A 14,530-nucleotide genomic window follows, 5' to 3' on the forward strand; every position below is an offset into this window, starting at 1 on the left:
AAAACAGGGCCCTGGGGCCCTGTTTTGTTAAACACAACGCTGGCTATTTATCAGTAACGACCCAACGGCCATTCTCATACCAGGCCGACCAGCCGGTCGCTTTACCATTCTGCTCGGTCATTACATACTGCTGCTTAGTTTTGCGGCTATAACGCACTATAGCTGGGTTACCTTGCTTATCCTGCTCCGGCGCATCGGCCAGATAGAAAAACTTTGGCGACAGCCGGTCACGAAATTGCTTTAACTCACTCACCAGTGGCGCGCGGGTTTCACGTGATTTCGGGAAGTTTGCCGCTGCCAGAAACACACCTGAAGCCCCATCGCGCAACACAAAATAGGTATCCGACTTCTCACATTTTAACTCTGGCAAATGAACCGGATCTTCTTTCGGAGGAGCCGCTTCGCCGTTGCGTAATAACTTACGGGTGTTTTTACACTCGCTGTTAGTACAGCCAAAATATTTACCAAAGCGGCCGGATTTTAACTGCATCTGCGCGCCGCACTTATCACATTCAATCTCAGGGCCCTCATAACCCTTCAGCTTGAAGTTGCCCTGCTCCACCAAGTAGCCATCACACTGTGGATTGTTACCACAAACATGCAGTTTGCGCTGCTCATCAATCAGGTACGAATCCATCGCGGTACCACATTTAGCACAGCGTTTTTTCTGACGTAGCGCTTCGGTTTCCAGTTCATCATCGGCAACATGCACCGCTTCTTCGCCTGACACCAGATTCATCGTCGTAGTACAGCGCTCTTTGGGTGGTAAGTTGTAACCCGAACACCCGAGGAATACGCCGGTAGAAGCCGTACGAATCCCCATCTTGCGACCGCAGGTCGGACAATCAATATCGGTTAACACAAACTGGTTGACGCGCATCCCACCTTGCTCTGGCTCCAATTCAGCGGTTTGCAATTTTTGGCTAAAGCCCTGATAAAACTGGTCCAGCTCACGGCGCCAGCTTAATTGCCCTTTCGCAATATCATCCAGCTTCAGCTCCATATTGGCAGTAAAATCGTAATTCATCAGATCATCGAAGTTTTCAACCAAGCGGTCCGTTACAATTTCCCCCATTTTTTCGGCGTAAAACCGCTTATTTTCCACCCGAACATAGCCACGTTCCTGAATAGTGGAAATAATGGCGGCATAGGTCGAGGGCCGTCCAATACCACGTTTTTCCAGCTCTTTTACCAGGCTGGCTTCGCTAAAGCGGGCTGGCGGTTTGGTAAAGTGTTGTGCTGCAATAAGGTCCTGCAAACTCAGGACTTCGCCGGTTTTCACATCAGGTAGCTCGGCTTCTTCTTCGCCTTTGCGCTTTACTGCTGGTTGCACCCTGGTCCAGCCGTCAAAACGCAGTACCCGGCCTTTCGCTTTCAATTCAAAATCCGCTGCACTGACGGTGATATTGGTCACATCATATTGCGCAGCCGGCATCTGACAGGCCACAAACTGGCGCCAAATTAATTCATAGAGCTTACGGGCATCGGCTTCCATATCAGTCAGGGCCGATGCCAACACCGTGACGTCGGATGGCCGCACGGCTTCGTGAGCCTCTTGTGCATTGGCTTTGCTACCGTAACTGATTGGCTCCGCAGGCAGATAGGCTGGCCCAAAGGTATCGCCAATATATTCCCGACACTGATTGACGGCATCGACACTCAGGTTGGTCGAGTCGGTACGCATGTAGGTTATATGACCTGCTTCATAAAGCCGCTGCGCCAACATCATCGTTTTTTTCACCCCGTAACCAAGACGGGTACTCGCGGCTTGTTGCAGGGTTGAAGTGATAAAAGGTGCCTGTGGCTTACTGCTGCTCGGTTTATCTTCGCGCTCGACGACGCGGTATTCAGCCTGGCGTAATATCGCCAGTGCCGCATCGGCAGCGGCTTTATTTACCGGGTTAAAGGTTTTGCCGGCATGTTTCTGTACCGCAAGTTGCAGTGGCGCCTTGGCGGCAGTCAAGGTATCGGCATCGATACTCCAGTACTCCTCCGGTACAAAGGCTTTAATTTCCCGTTCCCGTTCTACCACTAACCGCACAGCGACCGATTGCACCCGGCCTGCGGATAGCCCGCGGGCAACCTTTTTCCACAGCAGTGGCGATACCATAAAACCGACCACCCGATCGAGGAAACGTCGTGCTTGCTGGGCATCGACCTGGTCCAGATTCAAAGCACCTGGCACCTGGAAGGCCTGGGTAATGGCATTCTTAGTAATTTCGTTAAAGACCACCCGCTTAAATTTTTGCTCATCACCACCAATGACTTCACGCAAATGCCAGGCAATCGCCTCCCCTTCACGGTCTAAGTCCGTTGCCAGATAAACCGTATCCGCTTTCTCAGCCAAGGCTTTGAGCTCTTTCACCACTTTTTCTTTGCCGGGCAGAATTTCATAGCGGGCTTTCCAGCCATGCGCCGGATCAATCCCCATCCGATCCACCAGGGCCTGATATTCCTTCTCGGCTTTACTCAGGCTTTTATCCGTGGTTTTGGCTTTATCTTTGCTGCTACTCGTGGGCAGATCCCGGATATGCCCCACACTGGATTTAACGATAAAATCGCTACCCAAATATTTATTAATGGTTTTCGCTTTTGCCGGTGATTCAACTATAACCAGTGATTTTGCCATTTTTAATCCAAAGATCCTTCAGCACGACGCCCTAGTCTGACGCCCCTTTTTTAAACGTATATCCGCAAACCGTTATTGTGACAAGTGTCTAAACTGATTATTATGCCTGTTGGCTGGTTTTTTCGCTGAATTGACCAGTCTCTGACCATCTAAAAAAATGAAGCATAACATCCCGCGACCAAAAACAACAAAAACAGCGTCGCAACAAATAAGGATAAATATTGAAATGCAAGCTTATGAAGCCAATTTTGACGGCCTGGTAGGGCCGACGCACAACTATGCCGGTTTGTCAGTCGGTAATGTTGCCTCTTTAAACAACGCTAAAAACGCTTCCAGCCCGAAGCAAGCAGCCAAACAAGGGCTGCAAAAAATGAAAGCCCTGCACGATCTGGGTATGTTACAAGGCGTGTTAGCACCACAAGAGCGGCCAGACCTGGCTGCGCTGCGCCGGTTAGGATTTAGCGGTACTGACACCCAGGTGATTACTCAGGCTGCAACACAAGCGCCAGAGGTTTATCGTGCGGTCTGTTCAGCATCCAGCATGTGGACAGCTAACGCGGCAACGGTATCGCCGAGCGCTGACACCGCTGATGGCAAGGTCCATTTTACCCCTGCGAACCTGACCAATAAGTTTCATCGCTCGTTAGAGCCGGAAACTACCGGACGTATTTTGCGGGCGATGTTTAATGATAGCCGCCATTTTGCACATCATCAGCACTTACCGGATAACGATCATTTTGGTGACGAGGGCGCCGCTAATCATACGCGCTTATGCAGCGACTACGCCAAAGCCGGTATCGAGCTGTTCGTTTATGGCCGTCACGCCTTTGATAGCAGTAAACCCGCACCGCAACGTTACCCGGCCCGGCAAACGCTGGAAGCCTGTCAGGCAGTGGCACGTTTACATGGCTTAAGTGATACTGGCACGGTTTATCTACAACAAAACCCGGCAGTGATCGATCAGGGCGTGTTTCACAATGATGTTATTGCGGTAGGTAACCGTAATGTGCTGTTTTATCACCAGCAAGCATTTTTAGACACCCAGCAGAAACTGGCTGAAATCCGGCAGAAATTTGGTGAAGCCAGCCCGCTGCATTTTATTGAAGTTAAAGATCAACAGGTTTCAGTCGCCGATGCAGTCAATACCTACTTGTTTAACACCCAATTAATAAACCTGCCATCCGGTGAAATGGTGATTATCGCGCCTACCGAATGTCAGGAGCACGCCGGTGTGTATCGCTATCTCACCGAATTATGCGAACAGGATACGCCCATTCGCCAGGTTAAATATTTTGATGTTAAACAAAGTATGCGCAACGGTGGCGGCCCAGCCTGCTTGAGACTGCGTGTCGTGCTAACCGAACAGGAACGTCAGGCTGTTAATCCGGCAGTATTGATGTCCGATGCACTATTCGGGCGTTTAAATACCTGGGTCGATAAGCACTATCGCGACCAGTTAAGCGAAGCTGATCTGGCCGATCCACAGCTGATGATTGAATCGCGCACTGCTTTAGATGAGTTAACCCAAATTCTGCAGTTAGGTTCGGTTTATAGTTTTCAGCGTTAAGTTCTAGTACTAACTAGCTACCGTATTTTTCTGGTAGTGCATAATATAAAAAGGAGCCGACTGGCTCCTTTTTAGTTATCATCAATCACATTAGTCCGCTGTAGCGCAGTTGGCTACCACGCCAAACGGGTTATCAGGAGGCGCTATGTTCTCTTGAGTAACATCTGCCGCAGCCACCGGTAGGGCATACTCTCGGTAGCTAATATTTTCGGTACCGGCAGCAAAGCCCGAAACCTGCAACCTTACGTCTAACCACGGGGCGACATCTCTTGGATAAGTCACGTTGAAGACGGCAATCCCTTCATTATTAGAGGTCACGGTTCTGGGCACTGTCGCCAGATTGCCTGGAGTGAGCTGATTGTCACCATTAAAGTCTTCGCCACTATCCATGATGCCGTTGAAATTAACATCTTCTGTTACACAAGAGGCGGTGGTAACTGCAGCCCAAACTTTAAAAGTCTCCGGTGGTGGTGGCGATTTTTCCCAGTAGCCTTTACGGTACCCAAGTGAGACAACTGCAAGATTTAGTGGTTGGTTAGTTACTGGATTACCTGACGCATCAGTGACAATAATCGAGAACTCTTTCCGATAAAGGCTCGGGCTCGGCAATTCAACAGTATTACCAGTACCAAAGCGGAAAAACAGTGTCCGGCCACCAACACTAATATCGGTTGTATCCGCAATACTACTATTGTTGACCAAAGAAGCATTCACCACAAGATTCCTCTGCTCAACACCAGCTCCAGTATTGAGGTCAGCAGTAAATGATGTCGTTGCTACACCTTGAGAGTTAGTGATCGCAGTTCCGGAGCTGATAGAGCCTCCGGCGCTATTTTCAAGCGAAAATGCGACCAGCTGGTTTTTGACAGGGTTATTATTGGCGTCGCGGACAATAGCACGAATTGCGCTGCTTTCACCCGGAATTACCTGAGCAGGAAATGCCTGCACTTCTACTATACTTGGGTTTACTGCTATAAATTCCACCAACCTTTGGGTATTAACCTCATTATCGCCACCACGAGCAGATATGGTAGATAAACCTGCAAAAGCTGACCGTATGAAGACTTCAGCCTGACCATCTGTTCCAGTCGTAGTTTGAGCAACTACTTGAGCAGTCGCTAAACCTGCCTCCGTCTCAGCAATTTGGCCCCGCGTAGTCGAGAATAGCACTGGGCTATTAGCATTCGGAATACCATCTGTTAGCCACTCGAGTCGTAATGACTCCGGTTGATTTAACTCAATTTCCGGAACTTGCAGATCATCGGCAGGTAAAAAAACGAAACTATCGGCTTTAACACTGATTGCAAAGGTTTGACTTAAGCCTAACGCAGTGACCGTAACGGTATCGTCACCACTCATCGCTGCGTTATATTGAATACTGACCTGACCATTATTGCCCGTTGTCGGATTCGTCTGACTCAATGCATTACCTAATGCCGACGTTACCTGAAGTTGCTGATTCGCAATCCCCTGACCAGCAGAGTCTTGCAGGGAAAAGTTGAAGGTAACCTGATCGCCGAGCACCACGGCTGAGGGGGCAACCACCTCAAGGATAGTGCCAACTACCCGCACCATTATTACGTCCTCAACGCCACCAACTCTGGCACTAACTCGGATGTCACGAATTGACTTATCAATTTGACTGGTCAGTTTTGCCTTGGCAACACCATCTTGTTCTGTCGTACTGGAAACAATTTCCAATTCACCAGAGTCCGCAGAAAACACAACTGGGATATCCGCCAACAAAACATTATTAGCATCCCGTACCAATGCAGAGAGCTGAATTGCCTCTGACGCTCCCGATCCCAGTTGGGTGCGATCTGCCAAAACGCGAACGCTGGAAATAGTAACACCGGTTTCACCACCTCCATCTCCGGCAGACTGAAACCCAACTGCTCGACTGGCACGGACGGTTTCGCCTTCGCTATAGGTTGCGGTGAGCAAGCCTGCACCGCTTACCGTACCGACATTGAGCGTCAGGGTGGCGACACCATTACTGTCTGTCAACGCAGTGCCGGTATTACTGGATAACGACGCCAGACCTTCTCTGTCAATGGTAAAGGCAATGACTTTGCCAGCGATGGCCGCGTTTTGGGTTGCGGTTAATGTCGCTCTAACGGTTAATGGCTGGCTTGCAGAAAGCGAGCTGTTAGCCGCGCCAGTGGCATTAAGGAGTTCAACTTGCAAAGTGTAAACAGGTGTCGAGCCAGAGCCTCCGCCGCCTGACCCGCCACCGCTTTCTAAAGTACCGCCACCGCCACAAGCTGACAGTGCGAAAATAACAATCACAACCCAGAGTTGCCGGATGCTCAGCATGAAAACTCTCCCTAGCTCTTTTTATATAGTTTTGTTAATTCTGTATCTTAAACTAATAAATATCCAGCCGGCAGCGTTATTTAAAAAAAATTATTCCTGATCTGCCATGCAGCTGCACAAACTGTTACCCTATAATTATTACCAGTATTAGATGATGAGTAAGATGACAACAACTAAAAAACTCAGCCTGACCGCCCGTATCGTGTTAGGTATGACGGCAGGCATCGCCGTGGGCTTTTTCTTCCAATGGTTATTGGCAGGAGCGGATGAACGCCATTTAACGCTGCTTGGTATGTCGTTACCGCTTAAAGCTTTTTTTGTTGACGGTATTTTTCACGTCGGCGGTGAGATTTTTATCGCCAGCTTAAAAATGTTGGTGGTGCCGCTGGTATTTGTTTCACTGGTTTGTGGTACCTGTTCCTTGTCGGATACCTCTAAGCTGGGCCGCCTTGGTGGAAAATCTATCGGGCTCTATATTCTGACTACGGCGCTGGCAATTAGTTTGGCGATCGGCGCAGCGCTACTGGCCAGCCCCGGCAACGGCGTTGAAATGCAAAGCGATGCGACTTTTGACGTTAGTTCTGCCCCTACCCTGGCACAGGTATTTATTAATATTTTCCCAAGTAACCCGATTCAATCGATGGCTTCCGGCAATATGCTACAGATTATTGTCTTTGCCGTGTTGTTTGGTTTAGCGGTTGCCTTGAGTGGGCAGGCAGGTGAACGGATTGCAGCATTATTCAATGATTTTAATGAAATCATTATGAAGCTGGTGACGTTACTAATGAATCTGGCACCCTATGGCGTGTTTTTCCTGATGGCCAAGCTATTTACCACCCTAGGCTTTGAAACCATTGCCAGTTTATTAAAGTATTTTTTAGTGGTGCTCTTTGTCCTGCTGTTCCATGGCCTGGCGGTTTATCCTACGCTGCTGAAAACACTAACCGGTTTAAATCCGCTGATATTTTTACGTAAAATGCGCGATGCGGCGCTGTTTGCTTTTAGCACTTCCAGCAGCAATGCCACCTTGCCGGTGACTATGGAAACGGTAAATAAAAAACTTGGTGTTAATAACAGTATCAGCTCTTTTACCGTTCCATTAGGGGCAACCATTAATATGGACGGTACGGCAATTATGCAGGGGGTTGCGACGGTATTTATTGCCCAGGTTTTTGGCGTGGATCTGAGCCTCACGGATTATCTGATGGTCATTCTAACCGCAACCCTGGCATCAATTGGTACAGCAGGCGTCCCCGGTGTCGGCTTAATTATGCTGGCAATGGTATTGCAACAGGTTGGTTTACCGGTGGAAGGAATAGCGCTGATTATCGGTGTTGACCGTTTACTGGATATGACCCGGACCTCGGTCAATATTACCGGTGATGCTATGGTGTCAGTGATCGTAGCAAAAAGTGAGGGGGAATTTGACCAAAAGGTATTTAATGATCCGCGAGCAGGCTTGAAAGAGGAAACTATCGACTTTCACCATTTGCGGGATTAACCTGACCGGTTTCCAAACTCGGCGCCACTAGGCGCCGTTTTTGTAACGGATTGTCCAAATTTTTTCCAGCAAGTAACTGGTCGCCATCCGGCGGCGACCAAAGCCCTGCCCGGTAATATCAACGGTATCTAACAACTCGATCTGGCAATTTGGAAATAACACCGTTAATTCCGCTGCCGGTACTGAAAATGGCGGCCCTGATCGCTCCTGCTGTGGATACTCCAGCGTAATGACCAGTAACTCAGCACCAAGCACTAACCAGGACATCAGCTTTGTTGCATAGTGTTGGCGCATCTCTGCCGGCAAGGCAATTAACGCTGCCCGGTCGTAAATGAGTGCGCTGTCTGATACCCATTTATCAGGCACCTGAAAGAAATCGCCCTGCCAAAGCTGAATGCGTTCTGCCTGATAATGCATAAACTGCAGCTCAGGATCCGGCCAGGGCTGACAGCTGACTGCCAGATTATGCTCCCGAAAAAAATCCTGACAGGCAATCGGCGATAACTCAAACCCCTGCACCGGTAAAAATTGCTGGCAAAACAGTAAGTCGGGCGTTTTGCCACATAGTGGCAACACAATTTCATTACAGTCATCCGGGCGTTTCGCCAGGATCCGGGGGAGATACTGCTGCAATAGCGGGTGAGGTTCTGTAAGTTGAAACCCCAGTTGATTCTGCTGCCAGCACTGATGCCAAAATTCCGCTTCCATCGCCGCTAAAACCAGCGCTTTTGTTGCAGCTTTTGCCACAAGTCAGCACCAAAACTGGCACTTGCTGAGCCGAGCTTTTCAGCCAGACGTTTACGCTGACTAAATTTTACCGCGAGTACCTGACGTTCCTTGCACGCGGCCTGCAAATAATCATCACTGGTACTAAGCACATCGACCAAACCTAACGCCTTAGCTTGATAGCCAAACCAGTGTTCACCGGTCGCTACCTGTTCCAGAGCCAGTTGTGGTCTATGCTCAGCAACAAAGGTTTTAAACAACTGGTGTGTTTCTTCCAACTCCTGCTGAAACTTTTGCCGGCCTTTGTCCGTGTTTTCTCCAAACAAGGTTACCGTTCTTTTGAATTCACCTGCAGTAAACTGCTCAAAATCCACATCGTGCTTTTTCAGTAATTTATTGAAATTAGGTAATTGCGCGATCACGCCGATAGAGCCAACAATAGCAAAAGGCGCAGCGAGGATTTTATCAGCGACACAAGCCATCATATAACCGCCGCTGGCAGCGACCTTATCGACGGCAACGGTTAAGGTTATTTTTTGCTGCTTTAAGCGATCTAACTGAGAGGCCGCCAAGCCATAACCATGCACTACACCGCCGCCACTTTCCAGTTTCAATAATACCTCATCCTCAGGCGTGGCAACGGCTAATACCGCACTGACTTCCTCCCGCAATGCCTCGGCCTCGCGGGCATCAAGGCTGCCATTAAATTCCAGAACAAACAGCCGTTTAGGTTGTTCGGTTAAGGCGTCATAGGCTTTATGGGCGGTTTTTTGCCATTTTTTGAAGGCCTTTTTGTCTAACAAATGCTGTTGCAACAATTCCTGATGCTGATAAAAGCTTTGATTTAAATCCGTTACCTCTAACTGACCTTTGCGGGGTCGGCTTTTAACTGCTGCGCCAGTGACTAAAGCAATAATGACCGCCAGTGCGACAACCAGGGTCGCAACCTGAGCTAAAAACAGCCCATATTCATATAAAAATGCCAAAGCATCCTCCTACTACAGCAATGTTTCGCTATGTTATGCCGATATCCGAAAAAGCAACAGCCCGGCGCAAGTGCAGCCGGGCTGTTTAGTTTAAGGTCGCCAGACCTTAATTACCGGCGATAACTGCCGGATTCTGCACCCCAATCTGGGTACCGCGACTGAGGAAGAAGGTTGCCGTCTGGTATTGCATCTCACCCGTGGCGGCGGCACTGGCTGCCGGGCTCAGAATAGAGCCATGGTCACCGGCATTAAAGCGGGTTAAGGCATTGTTACCATCCAGCGCGACACCCGGTGCCTGCGCCGGCACGGCGACAACACCTAATAGACGCGCCAGCGGTTCAGTACCGGCCAAAGCCATCCGGCCTTGCGCTAACGCCGTCAACGGATTAAAGAAGCCGTTTGGAATAACCTGATCCGGCTTATTGTCTGCGCCATCACCTACCACTTCAATAATATAGGTTGGGGTGTTACCCGCTACCAACATTTGTGCATAATTATTTGGGTCACCGCTATCGGTTACGGTTTGCGCCGCAAAGGCGAACTGCGTCAGCGTTGCGGTAATACGCGCTAACTGAGCAGTATTACCGGTTTGCTGCAAGCTCGCCAGATAAGTATTAACAGCAGGTGCTGCACAGGCTGGCCAGGTTGCCGCCGTTGCTGCCGTTGGCGCACCACAATCGGTATTGGTCGCAATATAGGTTACAAATTGACTGGTTAACTCCCCGCCTGCACCCAACATCACACTGGCTTTAATCAGTGGACCAAATGACGGCGAATCTAACAGGAAGTTAGCAACGGCACCGCCTGGCATTGCCAGCACGGCCGTTTCAACCTTAAAGGCCGCGTCTAACATGGCGTTACCAGACGGCGCATTAGCAACAGCAACCATACTGGCACCGGTAATACCACCCAGTGAATGGCCTAAAAATTGAACCCGGCTTAAATCAACAGTGACACCGCTAATCGTATTTAATGCAAAACGCAGCGCTAACATGTCAGCAATACTTTGCCGCAAGTTATCGCGGGTTACTAACAGGTTAGACAGGTTCATATAATCTGTCGCTGAGTTAGTCGACGCATTAAAGTTTAAAGTACGGTCAGGGGTTTCATAGCTAAAACCGCGGCTACCATGCAATGGATGGTCGATCGCAATAGTCGCAAAGCCCTGAGAGCTGAGTGTACCCGTGATAGCCAGCATCGCTTGCTTATTCGACGTAATACCGTGCTGCAGAATCACTACCGGCCACCCGGCTTCAGGCATTGGAATAAAGTTGGTATCCGGCACTGTCATCTGAACTTCGACGTTCTGATAGCTGTTGATCTTAGGAATAGTATTAAATTTGGTCAGGTGACGGGCACTGTCAACACCTAAATCGCGCAAAGCACCGTTACTGACTGCCTGGCAAAAACCATCATTCTCGGAAACCGGCGTGGCAGGTTTCATACTTGGTGGTAGCGCAGCAATAATAGCACCACTGTCACAACGCGCTGTCCAACGGGTATTTAGCGGTGCCGTGACATTTTCAGCTGAAGGTACGCCCAGGAAATAAGGAAGCGTCATGCTGCCCTGATAATAGCGTGCTAACTGAAACGCCGGCGAAGTAGCAAACGCCGGATTTAATTGAGACACTCTCAAGCCGGTATTCTGCACCGTTAACTGACCAGGCGCATAACCGGTTGGTGTAGGAGATGCCATCAGCAGCTTTAAGTTAGCAATTACCGCTGCCGTCGATTGTGTAGTAATGGCAGCGGTGTAGATAATACTTTCTTTCGGTAAACCTTCGTCGCGCAGCATAGTGCTTTCGAAGCTATTGATCACTGCCTGCAGGCCGCGCTGTGCATCGGTCGCTAATGGATTAGTCGCCAGATCTTGTTTTACCAGTTCATAAGTGGTCGATGGTTTAATGGCTGCGCCGGTGCTGTCTTTCAAGCCATTGGTTAACGCCAACAGATAAGTGGTTGCCCCCTCCAGTGGCTTTAACGGAATCACAGCGACACTGTTACCACTGCCCGCCGATACAAAATCAACGCCGTATTGTAATTCAGCGACAATTTTACACGCCAAACCGCGAGGTACTGGCCGACAATCCGCATCAGGTGATGCCGGATCGCCCATCAAGGCTTTAAACAGACGAACAGAGCCTGGTGCCCGCGCCGAATCCATATTCAGCGATACGCCGGCTGGGAAGTTTAGTGCAATACTAAAAGGATTCTGCGTTGACCAACCATCCAAGGCACCTAAAGCTACTTGCGGGTTAGTGTAGTCAGGCGTAGCACCACTATCCAGAGTTAAGGTGCCGTCGTTAGTTCCCTGAAATAGTAAGTCATTTGGTACCGAAACCTGACCGGCTGTAGGGTCAAACACAACTCGGGAACTAGGGACTACCACCGTCCCGGAGTCCACGACATCCTGTTTGATATCATCCAGCGAATCACCACAACCCGCCAGACCGAGCGCCGCTGTGACAGCAATACTTATTGCCAGCTTGTTCATATCTTCTCCCCTGTCCATCACTGGTATTTTTTTATTGCAAAGCAAAACCTTACTCTGCTTATTTCTGAATTAGGCGGCTGTTAATGGCTAACAGCTACGACCAGTTAAAGTTAACTCAAAGTTTTCAAGAGCGCTAGAGCAAAAACAAAGATATCGTGAAGAAAGGTGCAAAATGCCGGCTTTCGGCGTATCCTGACGCCATTTTTTCTGGCTTGGGAGCATGAAATGCAAGTTCCACCATCTTATGATGCACCGGCGGGTGTGCTGCAAGACAAAGTCATCTTAATCACTGGCGCCGGAGACGGTATTGGCAAAACCGCCGCTGTAACTTTCGCCCGCTACGGCGCTACCGTTATTCTGTTAGGAAAAACAACCGCTAAACTCACTGCAGTTTATGACGAGATCGTGGCGGCAGGTTATCCGGAGCCGGCAATAGTGCCACTGGATTTAAAAGGCGCGACCAAAAAGCATTATCAGGATATGGCGGCAACGATCCGTGCTGAATTCGGTCGCCTTGATGGTTTACTGCATAACGCAGGCCTGTTGGGGGTTTTAACGCCCTTTGAACATATCGACTTGCCTACCTGGCAAGATATTATGCAAATCAATGTTACTGCGGCGATGTTAATGACTCAGGCGCTAATTCCTGTGTTGCAGTTAAGTCAGCAGCCATCAGTGGTATTTACATCATCGGGTGTTGGTCGCAAAGGCCGGGCATTTTGGGGGCCATATGCAGTGTCAAAATTTGCCACTGAAGGATTGATGCAAATCCTCGCCGATGAATATGATAATACCAGCCTGAGGGTGAACTGTATCAATCCGGGTGCTACCCGCACCAGTATGCGTGCTAAAGCCTATCCGGGTGAAGACCCGCAAAAACTGAAAACGCCGGAGGATTTAATGTGGCTTTATTTATATCTGATGAGTGATGCCAGTATTGGTGTTACCGGGCAATCGCTGGATGCGCAACCAAAATAGCTCGCTTCTTACAATGATAAACCCGGCAATGCCGGGTTTATTGGTAAAGACCTTGCTTTGAACTATTACAAGCAAGACATCAGCTTAACGCTGTTCTAATAACTCACCACCATTAACTCTGGCCCAATCATTCCAAACTAACACTTTCTGATTATAGTTTGTGACTGCCTGCTCAGTGGCATCGGCTAATAAACGCTCAATATCTTTAGCAAACTTTTTGTCTACCTTGGCGGCGGGAACCACATCAATTCCGCGTTCCTGCAAACCTTTTTTCATTGTATGAGTCCGCAATAATTGTAACTTGCCATTCTCAACATAAAAATACTGGCTATCTTTATTCAGCGTTTTAAATTTAGGCTTAACTGGCTTTTTGTCATCACTGCTTACTGACGCCGGTGTACTGGCAACCACCTCTTGTACCTGTTTATAACCTAACTGCTCCAGTGTAAATCCTTTTTCACGGGCGAAGCGTTCAATTTCATTGATCGCATCCAGCTCAGACTGACGTTCTGCCAGCACTGATTGTAACGTCTCCAGAACATCATTTAACTTAGCCAGCGTTAATTCTCTTGCGGCTTTCTTTAACTCGCGTTTATCAAGTAATAAAGACATCTTAGACTCCCGTTTAATAATCCGCGACATGATAACGGAAATGATGTAACAACAAAAGTGCTTTTATAATATCGATATTATTCAGCTATCATTCATTTAATATTGCGTTACTAATTTGTCCCCATTAGTGTTGATATATGCTATCTAAATTTATTGTAAACGCCTGTGCTGCCAATACAGTAGCTGAGTCTGTTTTGGCTGGTCAGTGTTGTAGTTTGCGAAAAATCCGTTATTGTGTCGCGATTTTGTCTTCGTGAGCGCTAAGATGCCAGACTTTAACAATTTGTTTATTAACAACCGCAATTGGGCCGATCGTATTGAACGTGAACAGCCTGGCTTCTTTAAACAACTCTCCGAGCAACAGGCACCCGAGTATCTGTGGATTGGTTGCTCAGACAGCCGGGTGCCTGCTGATGAAATCGTCGGCCTGATGCCGGGCGAACTCTTTGTGCATCGCAACGTCGCTAATCTGGTGGTGCATTCCGATATGAACTGCTTGTCGGTATTGCAATACGCTATCGATATTTTGAAAGTGAAACATATTTTAGTGGTTGGCCATTATGGCTGTGGTGGTGTTAAAGCAGCGCTATTGAATCAGCGCGTCGGTTTCGTCGATAACTGGCTACGTAATGTAAAAGATGTTTATGCGCTGCACCGCCAGCAAATTGATTGCCTGGAAACCGAGGATCAACGGGTGAACCGCCTGAGGTATCCCCAGAAA

General features: G+C 48.7%; 10 protein-coding genes. 4 read left to right on the top strand and 6 right to left on the bottom strand.

All coding sequences use genetic code 11. The features are described from left to right. Positions 1 to 43: 43 nt before the first annotated feature. Positions 44 to 2,629 (bottom strand): type I DNA topoisomerase, encoded by a 2,586-nt coding sequence (topA, locus tag AAY72_RS01805; RefSeq protein WP_008983002.1) that lies wholly within the window; start codon positions 2,627 to 2,629, stop codon positions 44 to 46. A 226-nt stretch (positions 2,630 to 2,855) separates the two neighbouring features. Here topA and astB point away from each other — a divergent pair, with 226 nt between their 5' ends. Next, positions 2,856 to 4,196, top strand: a complete 1,341-nt coding sequence (astB, locus tag AAY72_RS01810) for an N-succinylarginine dihydrolase (protein ID WP_057785364.1) — start codon at positions 2,856 to 2,858, stop codon at positions 4,194 to 4,196. Between the two features lie 90 nt (positions 4,197 to 4,286). Here astB and AAY72_RS01815 read toward each other — a convergent pair whose 3' ends face one another. Next, a complete protein-coding gene (locus AAY72_RS01815; protein ID WP_057785365.1) occupies positions 4,287 to 6,512 on the bottom strand; it encodes an Ig-like domain-containing protein in 2,226 nt (741 codons plus the stop codon). Positions 6,513 to 6,675: 163 nt separating this feature from the next. On the opposite strand from AAY72_RS01815, the gene AAY72_RS01820 reads away from it, so the two are divergent. Then, a complete protein-coding gene (locus AAY72_RS01820) occupies positions 6,676 to 8,013 on the top strand; it encodes a dicarboxylate/amino acid:cation symporter (protein ID WP_057785376.1) in 1,338 nt (445 codons plus the stop codon). A 27-nt stretch (positions 8,014 to 8,040) separates the two neighbouring features. On the opposite strand, the gene AAY72_RS01825 is transcribed toward AAY72_RS01820, so the two are convergent. The 3 genes from AAY72_RS01825 to AAY72_RS01835 all read right to left on the bottom strand — a co-directional run bounded on the left by AAY72_RS01825 (position 8,041) and on the right by AAY72_RS01835 (position 12,219). Beyond that, positions 8,041 to 8,760, bottom strand: coding sequence for a thiopurine S-methyltransferase (locus AAY72_RS01825; RefSeq protein ID WP_231728868.1), 720 nt, complete (start codon positions 8,758 to 8,760; stop codon positions 8,041 to 8,043). Next, on the bottom strand, positions 8,727 to 9,725 hold the full coding sequence (gene sohB / locus AAY72_RS01830) for a protease SohB (RefSeq protein ID WP_008982995.1): 999 nt from the start codon (positions 9,723 to 9,725) through the stop codon (positions 8,727 to 8,729). The genes AAY72_RS01825 and sohB overlap by 34 nt, the downstream gene beginning before the upstream one ends. 106 nt (positions 9,726 to 9,831) lie before the next feature. Beyond that, positions 9,832 to 12,219 (bottom strand): VolA/Pla-1 family phospholipase, encoded by a 2,388-nt coding sequence (locus tag AAY72_RS01835; protein WP_057785366.1) that lies wholly within the window; start codon positions 12,217 to 12,219, stop codon positions 9,832 to 9,834. A 225-nt stretch (positions 12,220 to 12,444) separates the two neighbouring features. Between AAY72_RS01835 and AAY72_RS01840 the strand changes: the two genes are divergently transcribed. Beyond that, positions 12,445 to 13,197, top strand: a complete 753-nt coding sequence (locus AAY72_RS01840; RefSeq protein WP_057785378.1) for a YciK family oxidoreductase — start codon at positions 12,445 to 12,447, stop codon at positions 13,195 to 13,197. 84 nt (positions 13,198 to 13,281) lie between these two features. Here AAY72_RS01840 and AAY72_RS01845 read toward each other — a convergent pair whose 3' ends face one another. After that, on the bottom strand, positions 13,282 to 13,809 hold the full coding sequence (locus tag AAY72_RS01845) for a hypothetical protein (RefSeq protein WP_008982992.1): 528 nt from the start codon (positions 13,807 to 13,809) through the stop codon (positions 13,282 to 13,284). Between the two features lie 265 nt (positions 13,810 to 14,074). On the opposite strand from AAY72_RS01845, the gene AAY72_RS01850 reads away from it, so the two are divergent. Beyond that, the coding region (locus tag AAY72_RS01850) for a carbonic anhydrase (protein WP_057785367.1) at positions 14,075 to 14,530 on the top strand (456 nt) is incomplete at its 3' end.

The sequence above is a fragment of the Alishewanella sp. WH16-1 genome (assembly GCF_001441695.1).
In the GTDB taxonomy this organism is placed as follows: Bacteria; Pseudomonadota; Gammaproteobacteria; order Enterobacterales; family Alteromonadaceae; genus Alishewanella; species Alishewanella agri.